Source organism: Flammeovirga sp. SubArs3 (assembly GCF_947387565.1).
Taxonomy (GTDB): Bacteria; Bacteroidota; Bacteroidia; order Cytophagales; family Flammeovirgaceae; genus Flammeovirga; species Flammeovirga agarivorans.
Map to the genome: position 1 here is coordinate 625,223 of NZ_CANDOA010000002.1, position 16,167 is coordinate 641,389.

Genomic DNA, 16,167 nt, shown 5'->3' on the forward strand with positions numbered 1-16,167 from the left:
CTTTTACTGTTTGTTCAGAGTTATTTTTTTTAATTTTGAAACGTTATAACCCTTTTTTATATCAATAGATCACTATGAAATTGAAAGTCATCATTAGTGGTGGAGGAACTGGAGGTCATATCTATCCTGCTATAGCCATCGCCAATGCTATTAAAGAACAAAATAGCGAAGCAGAGATTTTATTTGTCGGTGCAGAAGGTAGAATGGAGATGGAAAAAGTACCTGAATCAGGTTACGAGATCATAGGTCTTCCTATAAGTGGTATCCAAAGGAGGTTGACGATACAAAATCTATATTTTCCATTTAAACTGATAAAAAGTTTATGGAAAGCTAGTAGTGTTGTACATGAATATAAACCCAATGTCGTTGTTGGAGTTGGTGGTTATGCTAGTGGTCCAATTATGTGGAGAGCACAATCGAATAAAATACCAACAGTAATTCAAGAGCAGAATGGTTATGCGGGTTTAACCAATAAAATTCTTGGAGGTAGAGCAAATAAGATATGCGTTGCCTATCCTGGAATGGAGTTTTACTTTCCTGAAAAGCTTATTGAATTTACAGGTAATCCAGTAAGACAAGATATCACAGATCTTGAAGAAAAGAAAAATGCAGCCTATCAAGAATGGAGCTTTTCTTCAGATAAAAAAACGGTATTTATTTTTGGTGGTAGTTTGGGCGCATTGACCTTAAATGAAAGTATGTCTGCAGGTGTAGACAAGTTACTGGAAAAAGGTATTCAGGTGATCTGGCAAACAGGTAAATATTACTTTGAGAAGTTCCATTCTCAATTTGGCGGTAGAGAGAAAGAGGGGTTACATGTTGTATCATTTATTAAAGATATGGCAGGTGTGTATGCTATTGCAGATGTAGTAGTAGGAAGAGCAGGAGCTCTTTCAATTTCTGAATTATGTTTGGCAGGGTTACCTACTATATTGGTTCCTTCTCCAAATGTAGCAGAAGATCACCAGACGAAAAATGCAATGGCATTGGTAAAAGAAAATGCGGCTATTTTAGTAAAAGATGTAGACGCTCGTTCTCAATTAATTGATGAGTTAATCACTTTGGTTGAGGATGAAGATTTGCAAAAATCATTATCTGAGAATATAACAAAACTTGGTAAGCCTAACGCTGCCAACGATATCGCATCTAAAGTTTTAGAGATTGCGGAAAAACATTACAAACGAATGAACTAATATGTTGCCTTCATATATATATTTTCTAGGAATAGGAGGAATTGGAATGAGTGCCTTAGCAAGGTGGTTTAATGCGAATGGTACTACTGTTACTGGGTATGATAAAACGGAAACAGAACTGACAAAAACATTAGAATCTGAGGGCATCCAAGTGATGTATAATGATAAAGTAGAAGCTTTACCCAAAGAACTTTTGACTTTGCCAAAGGATGATGTTTTAATCGTTTTTACACCAGCTATTCCTAGTTCTCATGAAGGCTTCCAATATTTGAAGTCAAATGGTTATACCATAAAAAAGAGAGCCGAAGTTTTAGGTATTATCACAAAAGCGAGCTTTACTATTGGTATTGCAGGTACGCATGGTAAAACAACTACCTCTTCGATGTTGTCTCATATCTTGAAAAGTGCAAATAAAAATGTGTCTGCATTTCTTGGAGGTATCGCTACCAACTATGGGACAAATATGCTGTTAGGTGATAGTTCAAAAGATGACCATATTGTTGTTGTTGAAGCTGACGAGTTCGATCGTTCTTTTTTACAGCTATCCCCAAATATTATTGGTATTACTAGTTGTGAAGCAGATCATTTAGATATTTATGGAACTGAAGATGCCGTTTTTGAGTCTTTTCAGGACTTTATTAATAAGCTACCAAATGACGGGAAACTTTTTTTAGAACATAAAATCAACAGATTAACTGCAAAAAAAGAAGTTTTATCTTATTTTTATGGTATAAACGATGGAAATGCCCAAGCTTCTAATTTAGAAGTGAAAAATGGTAGGTTCTATTTTGATGCTAAATTTCACGAAGGAACTGTTATAGAACAGGTTGCTTTACCTTTACCAGGATTCCATAATGTTGAAAATGCCTTGCTAGCAATGTCCATTGCATTGGAGGTAGGTTTAACGATAGAGGAAGTTAAAAACGGTATAGAGAGCTATAAAGGTGTAAAGAGACGATTTGAGAAATGGGTGGAAACAGAAAATAGTGTTTACGTTGACGACTATGCACATCACCCAACAGAAATAACGACATTTATCAACTCCTTAAAAGCTTTATATCCTACTGAAAAGATTACGGTTGTTTTTCAACCACACTTGTATTCAAGAACATCTGACTTTGCTGATGGTTTCGGAGAAGCTTTATCATTAGCGGATGAAATTTGGTTGTTGCCATTATATCCTGCTAGAGAAGAGTTTGTCGAAGGCGTAAATTCAGAAATGCTTTTAGGAAAGATCCTACATGATAACAAGAGGATTGTTCAGGATGAGGATTTGCTAAACGAAATAAAAGCATTTGATGGAAAAGTCATCGCTACTGTGGGTGCCGGTAACATCGATCGTTTTATCAGAGATATTGCTGATATTCTTTCTTAATTTAAGATGAGTAAAGAAAATAAGATACAACAATTTTTTAAGCAGAAGGGGGCCATTAGTCTCACTGTAGTTATTTTTTTAGTTTTATTGTCAATAGTCTTCACTGTAACAAGACCTAATATTGTCAATGAAGGTGAGATGATTATTAATGTCACAAATTATAATGCACCAAGGTTTGTTGAAGCTACAGAAGTAAAAGATGCAGTAGCAAAGATGAACTTAGACCGTACAGATCAAGGGATGTCAATTAAGGAAATTGAGAATTCTTTAAATGCCATTCAATTTGTACGAAATGCAGAAGTATCCCGTGATGTTAAAAATAATCTTGTGATTGATATTGAGCAAGATCGTCCAATTGCTAGGATTCTGACACCTAGTGGAAAATCTACTTATATCAATCAAGAAGGTAAGATGATTGGATTATCAAAAAAACATGCTGCTCGTGTGTTGCTGATAACTGGTGCGGGAGCAGAAAAATTAATGAGTCAAAACTATTGGGAAGATTCTTATTACACTTACCTATTGTTGGAGTTTGTCAATAAATTAAGTAATGATAGATTTTGGAATGCCCAAATAACCCAATTAGATATCAATAAGGACATGTCGATTATCGCTTATCCTCAAGTAGGTAAAGAGAGAATTGAATTTGGACAACCAACTGATTATCTAAAAAAACTTGGTAAATTAAAGTTATATTATAACACGATTGTTTCAACGAAAGGTTGGAACGTTTACAAGAATATTAAATTACAGTATGCAGGCCAAATAGTTTGTGATTAATGAATCTTTGATCAAATAAGTTGAATCAATTATACCATTATCAATTAAACGTTTTGAATATTTGCTTTTTTCGGAACATATTAAGAAATTTTGTTTTTTTAATAGGATTATAAAAATTACCATCACAGAAAGAAAGTAATACCCGCTTGTTACTCACAATAATTCACGTTGAATATGGAAGAAAAGATTATAGTAGGGCTTGATATTGGAACTACAAAGGTGTGTGCCGTTGTAGGAAAGATGAATGAATATAATCAATTAGAGATATTAGGATTAGGTCATGCAACATCTGAAGGTGTTCGTGATGGTACTGTTAGTAATATCGCTAAAACTACAGAGGCTATCGACCAGGCAATTACAGATGCCGAAAATGATTCTAATATTGAAATCAATGTTGTCAATGTTGGTGTAGCTGGAAAGCATATTAAAAGCTTCAGACAACATGGAAGTATCACACTACCTCATCAAGAAGATGAAATATCAGTAACAGATGTTGAGCGTCTGACTAATGATATGTATAGAGTGATTACAGAACCGGGAACAGAGATTATTCATGTTCTTCCATTGCATTATACTGTTGATAGTGAGGAGAAAATTAAAGATCCTGTGGGGATGGCTGGTGTGAAACTGGAAGCAGATTTCCATATCGTAACAGCCAATAGTAACTCCATTCGTAACATTAAAAAGTGTATTGAAAGAAGTAATCTTGAAATAGACCAAATGATGTTGGAGCCTTTGGCTTCTAGTATGGCGGTACTTACTGAAGAGGAAAAAGAAGCAGGTGTAGCAATTATTGATATCGGTGGAGGTACTACTGATATTGCAATTTTCTATGATGGTATTATCAGACATACTGCAGTAATTCCTTTCGGTGGTGATATTATTACTTCAGATATCAAACAAGGTTGTGCTGTGATGCAACATCAGGCAGAACTTCTAAAAGTGAAATTTGGTCAGTCTATGGCTGCAAATACTAAAGATTCTGAAGTAGTAGAAATTCCAGGAATCAATAATAGAACTCCAAAAGAGGTATCTATTAAGAACCTAGCCTATATCATTGAGGCAAGAATGGAGGAAATTATTGATTTAATTAAAGCAGAACTTAAAGATTCTGGATATATGGATAAGTTGGCTGGCGGTTTAGTATTAACTGGTGGTGGATCAAAACTTAGAAATATCCAGCATTTATTTGAATATAAGATTGGTTTGGATACTCGTATTGGTTATCCGACAGCTTTCTTAGGAAAATCAGATCGATCTGAAAAAGTGAAAGATCCAAAATTTGCTACAGCATTAGGCTTAGCATTGGCAGGGTTTAAAGCTTTAGATCAAAGAGAAGAAGATCGTCCAAGAAAAATGTATCAACAACCGATTCAAGACGAGAAAACAACTTCATATTCAGAAAGAACTAAAGTTGCAGATACTTCTGCTGCAAGAGGAAAGAACATTTTCTCAGATTTTCTACAAAAGGCAAAAGACCTTCTGATAGATGATTATGATGATACAGAAGATTATAAAGATTAATACTTTATTTTAAATAGTTCTAGGTTGAACTATAATTTTTGTGTATTTTCATATAGGAAAGATGATATTTTTTTTAAATACTTATTTAAAGAATGTAAATCTTTCAAATTATGCTATTATTTTAGCAAAAGTTTTAACAAAAGAGCAACATGGATTCCTTTTAACAGGATCCTAAATTTATAAATTTTTTGAGTCTATGACTGAAACGAGCTACGAGTTTGATATGTCTAGCAACTCTGCTGCCAATAAAATCATCAAAGTGGTTGGTGTTGGTGGAGGCGGTGGTAACGCCGTGCGACACATGTATGAACTAGGAATTCACGATGTGGATTTCTTTATCGCTAACACAGATAAACAGGCATTAGAGTCTAGTCCTGTACCTAATAAAGTACAATTAGGTTTAGAACTAACTTCAGGTCTTGGTGCGGGAGCAAAGCCAGAAATTGGCAGAGAGTCTGCATTAGAGACTAAAGATGATATTAAACAATTTCTTTCGAACGGTACTAAGATGGTGTTCATCACTGCCGGTATGGGTGGTGGAACAGGTACAGGTGCAGCTCCTGTTATCGCAGAAATTGCTCGTAGCTTGAACATTCTTACAGTAGGTATTGTTACAATGCCTTTTAGATTTGAAGGAAAACCAAAAGAAAGAAGAGCACTTCAAGGTATCGAAGAATTAAAAGAACACTGTGATACTGTTCTTGTTATTCTAAACGAGAAATTGAAAGAGGTTTACGGTAGATCTTCAATGAGAGAAGCATTTTCTCAAGCAGATAATGTTTTAGCTCGTGCTGCAAAATCTATTGCAGAGATTATCACTGTAGACGCATATATCAACGTCGATTTTGAAGATGTTAATACAGTAATGAGAGATGCGGGTACTGCCGTAATGGGCTCATCTATTGAGTCTGGTGAAGACCGTGCAATTAGAGCTACTGAAGCTGCAATTGCGTCTCCATTATTGAATAATACTGATATTACTAATGCGAAGTACATTTTACTAAGTTTAGTTGTAAGTGATTATGACAACTTAGATATGAGTGAACTTGAGCAGGTGACAAGTTATATTCAAGATAGAGCAGGTGAGGAAGCTGAAGTGATCTTTGGTGTAGCTAAAGACGAATCATTAGGCGATGCAATTAGCGTTACAGTTATTGCTACAGGTTTTGAAGAAGATAAAGATAAGTCACCTTCAGATTTTTTTAACAAAGGGGAGTCTGGTTTAGGAAATAAGACAAGTAGAATTTCTACTTCAATTCCTACAAAAACACCTGAACCAATCTCTACAAAGGAGGAAACTACTCCAGTTGTTGAAGAAAAATCTACAGAATCAGTTGAAGAAACTCCTGTAGCAGAAACTTCGGCGGCTCCCCAGGTTGAGGAAAAAGTAGAAGCAGAACCACAAAAAACGGTTTACTCACTTAATGATGAATATGAAGCAAGCTCTGCAGCATCAATATCTAATGATGATAATGTTGAAGAGACTGCAACACCAACATCACAAAACTTAAGTAGTTATAAAAAGTTTGACTCAATGAAAGAAATTTCAAACGATGAATTGAAAGATTTGAGAGACATTCCAGCTTACTTAAGAAGAGGAGTTAAATTGAATCCTACAAAAAATAATGAAGAAGATACAGAGGAATAATCTTATCTAATTCAAAAAAAGGGTTGATATCTACTAGATATCAACCCTTTTTAGTTTATGACTATTTTTGTAGTCTAGTTTTGTATATCAAATTTAATATTGTTCCTAGCATAACCAGGAGCATACCTAAGATTACTTCAATACTAAAGAATTCTCCAAAGAAGAATATACCATAAAGAGCTCCGTAAATCACACTTGTATAATTCATACTTGAAACTGTAGCCGCATCATCATCAGATTGATAGGCTTTAGTGAGTAGTATTTGGCCAATTTGAGATAAAATTCCAATACTTAGTAATGCTACCCAAGTCCACCCTGTTGGGGTAACCCAATCAAAATAACACCATAATCCTGTTATCGGTACTGCTACAAATGGGAAGTAAAAAACAACGACGACAGGATTTTCTTTACCTTTTAATTTTCCTATTACAGTATATGCAGCAGCAGAACCAATTGCTCCACAAATAGCAATAGCAAGGTAAAGCGGATCTACCCTTGGATCAAAACCCTTGATTAATACTACTCCAACTATACTTAAACTCATAAATAATAGCTGAGCGGGTTTAAGAGGTTGTTTCAAAAAGAGCATAGCAAAAATTGCTGTGAATAAAGGTGCTAAATTTTGCAATACTACAGCTGTAGCTAATGGTAGATTTTGAAAACTGGCAAAGACTAAAACAAGAGAAACAGTTCCAAAAAATCCTCTGAGAAATAACATCTTCTGATTGTTACCCCATAAGTAAACATCTGCTTTTTTGAGGGTAACATAACTTAATACTAAAGAGACTAAAGCCCTGAAAAAAACTACTTCTTGAGGTGGTATTTGAGGAATCGATTTGACGATTAACTGCATGGTTGTCATGACTAAAGCAGCTAATAACATTTGTTTGGCTCCTGTACCAATATGTAATTTCATGTATTTGTATCTTTCGCGTCTAATATTAATTGCAATGTTAACTGAATTTTCCTAATATTTTTGATCAACTGATAATTGTCAGTAATGAATTCAGAATTGCTAACGAAATTTGTAGCATCTCAGAATTATATCTATCTAAATGCACTCAGAAAAGAACATACAAACTTGTTACCACTGCGGAGAAGACTGTAAGGATGAATTAATAACCAATGATGAAGGTAAATCATTTTGCTGTAACGGCTGTAATATGGTTTATGAATTATTGCAAGAAAATAATTTATCAGATTACTATAAATTAAATAATCAGCCAGGAGTAAGACAAAAAGGAAAATCTCAAAGAGATAAGTTGGCTTACTTGGATGATGATACGATAAAAAAGAAGTTGATTGATTTTACAGATGGTGAAATTGCAAAACTTAGTTTTTATCTCCCTCAAATTCATTGCTCCTCATGTATTTGGTTATTAGAAAAGCTACCTGAATTGCATGGAGGTGTGCTGGAGTCTAAGGTGAATTTTTTGAAAAGAGAAATTTATGTAACCTTCTCAGAAGAAAAGATTTCATTAAGAGACCTAGTGATGCTCCTAATCAATTTAGGGTATGAACCATTAATTAATTTAGAGGATCTAGAGAAAAACAAGAAGAAGAAACAACGATCAGAACAAGAAAAGACTTTCTTTATTAAGTTAGGTGTTGTAGGATTCTGTTTTGGAAATATCATGATGCTGAGTTTTCCTGAATATTTGGGAATCACAGTAGAGGATCAAGAATTTATTGAGATTTTTGGCTACTTAAACCTAATATTAAGTTTGCCAGTATTCTTTTATGGTGCTAGAGATTATCTTACTTCAGCTTGGCAAGCGATCAAGCATAAAGGAGTAAATATTGATGTTCCTATTTCATTAGGTATTCTGGCCCTCTTTCTTAGAAGTGCTTTTGAAATACTATCTGATACTGGTGCAGGTTACCTTGATTCTTTAGGAGCGTTAATCTTTTTATTATTGATAGGAAAGTGGTTTCAACAGAAAACGTTCGACAACATTAGTTTTGAAAGAGATTATAAATCTTATTTCCCTATTGCAGTTACTAGAATAAAAAATGATGAGTTAGAGAATATTCCACTTTCAAAATTAGAAGTATACGATACGCTGCAGATTAAAAATGGAGAATTAATTCCTGCAGATGCTATTTTAAAAAGAGGGGATGCTCAAATTGATTATAGTTTTGTAACGGGCGAATCTAAACCTGTAGAAAAACAATCAGGTGATTTATTGTATGCAGGAGGTAAACAAACTGCAGGGGTTATTGAAGTAGAAGTAACAAAAGAAGTTTCTCAAAGCTATCTTACAAGACTCTGGAACGAGCATACTTTTACTAAGGAAAATGCAACCGATTTTCTACAATCGAAAACCAATGTGATAAGTAAGTGGTTTACTTTAGTCATCTTATTTGTAGCTGCAATTGCTGGTACATATTGGTGGAATGTTGATGGACCAACACATGCCGTAAATACATTTACAGCTGTTCTAATTATTGCTTGTCCATGTGCATTGGCATTAAACGCCCCTTTTGCTTTAGGTAATGCCATGAGAATAATGGCAAGGTTTGGTTTGTATGCGAAAGACACAAGAACCATCGAAAATATGGCTGCAATTGATCATTTAGTATTTGATAAAACAGGAACAATCACCTCCGCAAAAGAACAAGCAATCAATTTTGTAGGCAATACATTAACACAAGAACAATTAGATAAAGTCTATGCAGTAACATCCCAATCTACGCACCCTGTTTCGAGTAGAATCGCAAAATATTTAGCTAATGAAGCTCAAAAGGGAATTACAGTTTCCAATTTTAAAGAAGTAGAAGGAAACGGTATTGAAGGGACTGTTGATGGAGTTCTAGTACGTTTAGGGAAAGCTACATTTGTAGGAGCAGATTCATCTTCTAAAAAATCATTTCAGACGGTTTCTTATGTGAAAATAGGAGACGATATTTTAGGTCATTTTTCTTTAGCTCAATCTTTAAGAGGTGGAATCGACCAGCTTTTAATAGACTTGTCAGAGAAAAAATATGAGGTATCATTATTATCAGGAGACAATGCATCAGAAAAAGAAAAATTGTCGAAAATTTTCCCTCAAAATACTGAGATGAGGTTTGAACAATCTCCTCAAGATAAAATGAACTATATCGTCAATAATCAAGAGAAGCAGAAAAAAGTATTGATGATAGGTGATGGGTTGAACGATGCGGGAGCACTAAAACAATCTGATGTAGGTATAGCTGTTGCCGAAGATGCCCATCAATTCTCACCAGCTTGTGATGGAATTATTTCAGCAGAAAAAGTAAAAGATTTGAATATTTATATGAAGTTTTCAAAATCTGCAATGAAAATGGTTTATGTAGGTTTTGTAATTTCATTCTTATACAACATCGTAGGGCTTAGTTATGCTGTACAAGGAAATCTTTCACCGTTGATAGCAGCGATCCTAATGCCACTTAGTTCCATTTCAGTAGTATTAATTGGTATGCTAGGAACTACAATTGCCGGACGAGAATTTTTAAAGAAATAGAAAAAGGGCAATCATTTTTACGATGATTACCCTTTGTTTTTGACTTTTATCTTAGCCAAAAGAATTAATTGATTTTTTCGATATCACCAGAACCTGAAACTTTAATTTTAGTTTTCTCAGGGTCTCCTTTATATCTAATATCTCCTGATCCTGAAACTCTTGCGTTAATTTCCTCTGTCGCAAAACAATCAACATCGCCAGAACCACTTACAGAAATAGTGACAATTTTAGCTTCTAATTCTTTTGCATCGATATCTGCAGAACCACTTACACTAATAGAAAATTCGTCTACTTTTCCAGTTAAGTCTAATTCCCCAGAACCACTTAATGATGAAGTTAGAGCAGAACATTGAACATCTCCTTTAAAACTGCCTGATCCACTTCCTGATAAAGAAAGGTTAGACGTCTTAATCGTGTTTTGAGCTTCTATATCGCTAGAACCAGAGAAACTGATTTTTGTGATCTTTGAAGAATAAGTTAATGTTACTTTTGCATTAACGTTTCTCACTCCTTTTTTAGGTCGGATAGATAATCTATCACCACTTACCTCAGTGATCACATGTTCAAGTTTGGTATTCTTGTAAACCGTAATATCTGCTTGGTCTTTGTTTCCTGCCACTAAAACTACATCAATTGCACCCGAGATACCAATAACACTGAATGGTTTTAATTCTCTAGAAGATTGAGCAAGTGTAAATTGAACAGAAATAATAAGAGCTGTTAAAGTTGAAAGAATAAGTTTTAATTTCATTTTTTATTGTAGATTTGTGCCCGTGTATATATTTATAGCAATATCATTTTTTTAATATTGCGAACATTGTGCGAAACATTATTCACTAGTAAAGACAATGCGATTATTAAAAGGTTGCATATAATTCTAAATATCATAGAATAGGGTTACTTAGGTCATCCTTTTTTAAGATATAATTACTGTAATTCGTGTTTTGAAATTGATATCTAAAATTAGAACATCTCATGAACGACTTGAAAAGAGAAGACTTTGAGGTTAAGAAGCTTGGAAAAGCTACTATATTATCACCAATTTATAAGAACTACAAAGAAGCAGCACCAGACAAGGAATATATTGATGACTCTCGTAGAATTATTTATGATGCATCATTAGACGCTTTTAATTCTGCAAAATCTAGCGAAGAAGAACCTATCTCATTCTTAAAAGCAGGTGCAAGAAAGGACATCTACTTCGATCCGTCTAAAACAAAGGCAGCCATTGTTACTTGTGGAGGATTATGTCCTGGCATTAACAATGTAATCCGTGGTTTAGTAAACGGATTATATTATAGATATAACGTTAAAAATATTTGGGGTATTCAGTATGGATACCAAGGTTTTATCTCTGACTATGGTCATGAAATGGTAAAACTTACGCCAAATGTTGTAAAAGATATTCACTTATTCGGAGGAACTATCTTAGGATCTTCAAGAGGTCGCCAAGATATTTCTGCAATGGTAGATACATTAGAAAGAGAAAATATCAATATCTTATTCACTATTGGTGGAGACGGTACTCTTTCAGGTAACCATGTAATCCAACAAGAAATTGAGCGTCGTGGATTAAAAATTGCTACTGCGGGTATTCCAAAGACAATTGATAACGACGTTAACTTTATGACAAAAACTTTCGGTTTCGATACTGCATTTACTACTGCAGCATCAATCGTAAGAGATGCTCATAACGAAGCAACAGGTGCTTATAATGGTGTAGCAATAGTAAAATTAATGGGTCGTGACTCAGGTTTTATTGCTGCAAATGCCGCTTTAGCAATGCCAGATGTAAACTTCGTTCTTATTCCAGAATCTAAATTTGACATGTATGGTCCTAAAGGATTCTTAAATGAATTGAAGAAGCGTGTAGACGAACGTCATCATGCATTAGTGGTAGTTGCTGAAGGTGCCGGACAACATCTATTTGAAGAAGGTGATGAAGTACTTGATAAATCAGGTAATGTGAAGCATAAAGATATTGGTGTTTATCTTAAAGATGAGATCAATAAATTCTTTGCTAATGAAAATATGGAAGCGACAGTGAAATACATTGACCCTTCTTATATTATTCGTTCAGAAGTAGCTATTCCTGCAGACTCAGTATTCTGTAATGATCTTGCATTAAATGCAGTTCATGGTGCTATGGCAGGTTTCACAGATTTTGTAGTAGGTCGTTGGCATAACCAATTTACTTACTTACCAATTCCTGTAGCAACAGCTTCAAGAAAGAAAATTGATATTGATGGTCCATTATGGTGGTCTGTATTAGAGACTACAGGACAACCCATCAATATGTATAATGAATAATAGAATTTTCTATTAATTATAGAGAAAAGGTATCAGAAATGATACCTTTTTTTTATATTCATTATTATCCCAAAAGCCCAAAGCATGAAACTATCTATTACGTCTTTTCTATTATTACTATTTATAAATATTTCATTTTCAGCCTTTTCTCAGGATTCTACTGCTGTTCAAAAAAATCGGAACAAAGAAATGACAAAGTTCGATGCTGTTAAAGAGAGAAAAGGTGTGAAACTGAGAGTGATCCCAGGGCCTATGTATGACCCATCGATTAAATTCGGGCTTTTTGTAGCACCCATGTTGACGTATTATCCTTCAAAAGGAGATACAATTTCTCCGAACTCTATGACTTCAGTATATGGAATGTATACAACAAATAAATCATATATAGTTGGTTTTAATAATGAACTCTATTTAAAAGAAGATACTTGGAGAATTAGAGTGAGAGCCGGAGGAGGAGGCCTTAATAAAGAGTTGAGTTTATACGATTATTCAGAGGCTCCAGATGGCACTTTATACCCAGATACAACAAGATTAGTTGGAGCCGATGCCAAGCAAAAAGTCTTTCAGTTTGATTCCTATGTGATGAGAAGAGTGATTCCTCACCTTTATTTAGGTTTGGGGTACAATTATAAAAAAGTGGATTTTGAAGGCAATAACCCTGAATCGGATACATTAGTTGCTGTTAATGGATTAACTGAAAGCTCAGGAAATAGTGGTGTAGCGTATAAATTAGATTTTGATACCAGAGACAATGTTAATTATCCTTATAGTGGATATTTTGTGAGTTATACTGGCTATCAATATTTCGCATCAGACGGAAAAAACAATGAGTATTTAGCCAATATGATTGAGTTGATGGGGTTTTGGTCTTTAAACCCAACGCATCGATATATTATTGCAGCTAAAGTATATGGAAATATTTTAACGGGAAACCCAGAAAGAGCAAACTATTCTTATTATGGAAGAGTGAATGGAGATGTACAAAGAGGGTATCAATCAGGACGAAGAGTAGATAAAAATGCGTTGAATATAGAAGTCGAATTCAGGTACACTTCCCCATTCTTCGATAATAAGTTACGTTTTATGGGACTTTTAGGTAACGGTAAAGTTTATGGTGATTATAATGATTTCACTGATGCTGAATGGTTGCCTGTTGTTGGATTGGGAGTGAGATATACAATTTTACCTTATGCAAGGATTAATGTCCGTTTTGATACCACTTACAGTAAAGATGGATTTATATGGTACTTTGGTATTCGGGAAGCATTTTAATGAATATATACTTTGTGTATAGATACCTAATTTCTCAAATTTATGAAATATGATACTTTTCTTGATCAAGAATTAAATTTTTGAATAAATTCATCTACACATTTATCTATTTGGTTTTACCTTTATATTCAACTATAAAAAATAGTATTTATCTATATTATTTCGGAAGCACTTTATTGAATTAAGAACTACACCTAAGCAAGTCTCTATATGAAAGTATTAATCCCTGTCGCTGGAAGAGGGTCCAACCTTCGACCTTTAACAAATACACAACCTAAAGCGTTATTACCTGTTGCAGGAAAACCAATTATTGCACATATCATCGATAAATTTATTGATTCAGGGTTTGATGAATTTATCATTGTGATAGGGTATATGGGGGCTCGAATTGAATCTTTCATTCTTGACAATTACAAGGATACCAAAGTACATTTTGAGTTTGTTGTTCAGATTCCGAGAGAGGGTTCAGCACATGCGATTCTTGTAGCTCAGAAATTCTTTAAGGATGAGGATGAATTAATGTTGTGTTTAGGGGATTCAATTGTGAACCTGGATATGAAGCAGATGTTAGGTAATTCTAATTCTGTTGTAGGTGTACAAAAAGTGGATCAACCTGGAAAAGTAGGTGTTGCTGAAGTAAATCAAGAGAATATAGTTAAGAAGTTCGTAGAGCGACCAAAGATTCCTAAATCCAATTTAGGACTGGTGGGTATCTATAAAATAACAAACGTACCACTGTTATTAGAATCATTAAACTATGTAGTACAGAATAATATTACTTGTAATAATGAGTTTGTGATTACTGATGCCATCCAACATATGGTTGAGCAAGGGGAAGTATTCAATATTCAATTTGTAGAAAACTGGTATGACTGTGGAGCAAGGTTATCTTTATTAGAAGCAAATGCCACTTTATTAGCTAGACCTGGATTTGAAACAAATACGACTTCAGATTTAGATTGTGATAAATCGATTATCATTGAACCAGTAAAAATAGGGGAAAACGCTGTCATTAGAAATGCGATTATTGGCCCTAATGTAGTGATAGGAGATGAGGCTAGAATTGAAAATTGTATAGTGGCCAACTCAATTATTGGGGCATATACAAGTTTAAATGATCTGTTATTAAGAAATTCTTTAGTAGGACACGATTCTACTTTAAAAGGGATAGCACAAAGCTTAAATTTAGGAGACCATACAGAGATAAATTTTGGCAACTAACCAACAAAAAGGATGGGATGAATTCTATCAACATCCTGATGCATTTGGAGCACCTTACCCTGAACTAAATAATTTTTTAGAAAAATTAGAACAAAAGAGAGCTCTTTTGGATTTAGGTTGTGGACAAGGTAGAAATTCTTTGTTGGCTTTGAAGCTTGGCTTTCAAGTTACAGGAGTAGATTATTCAGCTATTGGAGTAGATACAATGGTTACGAAGAGTAATCATCAGATAGAAGGTGTTGTAGAAGATATCTATAATTACAATCCTTCAAATACTTTTCAGGTAATATTATTGGATGCAGTTATACACTGCCAAGAAGAAGATAGGGCCAAAGAAATAAATATGTTTAAGAAGCTACTTTCATCATTGGAAAATGAAGGATTTTTACTGATCATTACACACCAATGGGATATGAGAGAAACTTACCTTAAAGAAACCATTGAAAAAGAATTTCCTCAATTAAAATATCAATTCAATAAGCATTTAGAGCATTTCTATTTTCCTCCGTTAGCTGAAGAGGAACATATTATGGAAATGTCATTTATGTGTTTTAAATATCAAAAGAATGACTAAAACAGCATTAATTACAGGAGCAACTTCAGGAATAGGAAAAGCAACAGCAGAGATGTTTGCAGATCATGGAATCAATTTAGTGATCTGTGGAAGAAGACAGGAACGTTTAGACGAATTGAAAAATCAGTTATCAGAGAAAGTAAAAGTACATACTTTATCATTTGATGTGCGAGATAAGAAAGACGTTTTTGCCAAACTAGAAAGCTTGCCTCAAGACTTTTCTGTAATTGATATTTTAGTTAATAATGCAGGAAATGCTCATGGTTTAGCACCAATACAAGATGGTGATGTTGATGATTGGGATGCAATGATTGATATTAATGTCAAAGGATTACTATATGTTTCCAAAGCCATTATTGATCAAATGAAAGAACGAAAATCAGGGCATATCATCAATATAGGATCAATTGCAGGTAAAGATGTTTATCCTAATGGAAATGTATATAATGCTTCAAAATTTGCAGTGAATGCTTTAAATGAAGCAATGCGATATGATCTAAATGAGTTTGGTATTCGAGTAGGTGCAGTTCACCCAGGATTAGTGCATACTGAATTTTCTGAGGTGCGTTTTAAAGGTGATTCAGAAAAAGCAGAAAATGTATATAAGGGGTATACTCCATTATATGCGGAAGATATTGCTGATATAATCTACTTTATGGTATCAAGAAAGGGTTCTGTAAATATTGCAGATTTAGTGGTATACCCAACAGCTCAAGCATCAGCTACAATATTGAATAAGAAAGTTTAAGGCATAATTAAGCCCTATACTTTCGTGTAGGGCGGTA

The 16,167-nt window shown here is 34.2% G+C and carries 13 protein-coding genes; 11 read left to right on the forward strand and 2 right to left on the reverse strand.

Features of this window, described 5'->3' with window-relative positions; genetic code table 11:
* Positions 1–74 precede the first annotated feature (74 nt).
* From murG to ftsZ, 5 genes are all read left to right on the forward strand, one after another.
* On the forward strand, positions 75–1,193 hold the full coding sequence (gene murG, locus QL232_RS07105; RefSeq protein WP_168880763.1) for an undecaprenyldiphospho-muramoylpentapeptide beta-N-acetylglucosaminyltransferase: 1,119 nt from the start codon (positions 75–77) through the stop codon (positions 1,191–1,193).
* A 1-nt stretch (position 1,194) separates the two neighbouring features.
* Positions 1,195–2,568, forward strand: a complete 1,374-nt coding sequence (gene murC / locus QL232_RS07110) for a UDP-N-acetylmuramate--L-alanine ligase (protein WP_281613597.1) — start codon at positions 1,195–1,197, stop codon at positions 2,566–2,568.
* Between the two features lie 6 nt (positions 2,569–2,574).
* The gene (locus QL232_RS07115) at positions 2,575–3,348 is read left to right on the forward strand and encodes a hypothetical protein (protein ID WP_168880765.1); all 774 of its coding nucleotides are present in this window, start codon (positions 2,575–2,577) and stop codon (positions 3,346–3,348) included.
* A 174-nt stretch (positions 3,349–3,522) separates the two neighbouring features.
* Positions 3,523–4,872, forward strand: a complete 1,350-nt coding sequence (gene ftsA, locus QL232_RS07120; protein ID WP_168880766.1) for a cell division protein FtsA — start codon at positions 3,523–3,525, stop codon at positions 4,870–4,872.
* 196 nt (positions 4,873–5,068) lie between these two features.
* A complete protein-coding gene (gene ftsZ / locus QL232_RS07125; RefSeq protein ID WP_281613598.1) occupies positions 5,069–6,520 on the forward strand; it encodes a cell division protein FtsZ in 1,452 nt (483 codons plus the stop codon).
* Positions 6,521–6,581: 61 nt separating this feature from the next.
* On the opposite strand, the gene QL232_RS07130 is transcribed toward ftsZ, so the two are convergent.
* Positions 6,582–7,436, reverse strand: coding sequence for a DMT family transporter (locus tag QL232_RS07130; protein WP_281613599.1), 855 nt, complete (start codon positions 7,434–7,436; stop codon positions 6,582–6,584).
* A 139-nt stretch (positions 7,437–7,575) separates the two neighbouring features.
* Here QL232_RS07130 and QL232_RS07135 point away from each other — a divergent pair, with 139 nt between their 5' ends.
* Positions 7,576–10,005: a heavy metal translocating P-type ATPase metal-binding domain-containing protein gene (locus QL232_RS07135; RefSeq protein WP_281613600.1), complete on the forward strand. Its 2,430-nt coding sequence runs from the start codon at positions 7,576–7,578 to the stop codon at positions 10,003–10,005.
* Between the two features lie 64 nt (positions 10,006–10,069).
* Here the strand turns inward: QL232_RS07135 and QL232_RS07140 are convergent, their stop codons facing one another.
* Complete coding sequence (locus QL232_RS07140; protein WP_168880770.1) at positions 10,070–10,756, reverse strand: head GIN domain-containing protein; 687 nt, start codon at positions 10,754–10,756, stop codon at positions 10,070–10,072.
* A 224-nt stretch (positions 10,757–10,980) separates the two neighbouring features.
* On the opposite strand from QL232_RS07140, the gene QL232_RS07145 reads away from it, so the two are divergent.
* The 5 genes from QL232_RS07145 to QL232_RS07165 all read left to right on the forward strand — a co-directional run bounded on the left by QL232_RS07145 (position 10,981) and on the right by QL232_RS07165 (position 16,130).
* The gene (locus QL232_RS07145) at positions 10,981–12,315 is read left to right on the forward strand and encodes an ATP-dependent 6-phosphofructokinase (RefSeq protein ID WP_281613601.1); all 1,335 of its coding nucleotides are present in this window, start codon (positions 10,981–10,983) and stop codon (positions 12,313–12,315) included.
* An 84-nt stretch (positions 12,316–12,399) separates the two neighbouring features.
* The gene (locus QL232_RS07150) at positions 12,400–13,587 is read left to right on the forward strand and encodes a BamA/TamA family outer membrane protein (RefSeq protein WP_281613602.1); all 1,188 of its coding nucleotides are present in this window, start codon (positions 12,400–12,402) and stop codon (positions 13,585–13,587) included.
* A 210-nt stretch (positions 13,588–13,797) separates the two neighbouring features.
* Positions 13,798–14,808, forward strand: coding sequence for a sugar phosphate nucleotidyltransferase (locus QL232_RS07155; RefSeq protein WP_168880773.1), 1,011 nt, complete (start codon positions 13,798–13,800; stop codon positions 14,806–14,808).
* On the forward strand, positions 14,798–15,382 hold the full coding sequence (locus QL232_RS07160; protein WP_281613603.1) for a class I SAM-dependent methyltransferase: 585 nt from the start codon (positions 14,798–14,800) through the stop codon (positions 15,380–15,382). The genes QL232_RS07155 and QL232_RS07160 overlap by 11 nt, the downstream gene beginning before the upstream one ends.
* Positions 15,375–16,130 (forward strand): SDR family NAD(P)-dependent oxidoreductase, encoded by a 756-nt coding sequence (locus tag QL232_RS07165; RefSeq protein ID WP_281613604.1) that lies wholly within the window; start codon positions 15,375–15,377, stop codon positions 16,128–16,130. Before QL232_RS07160 ends, QL232_RS07165 begins: the two co-directional genes overlap by 8 nt.
* Positions 16,131–16,167 lie beyond the last annotated feature (37 nt).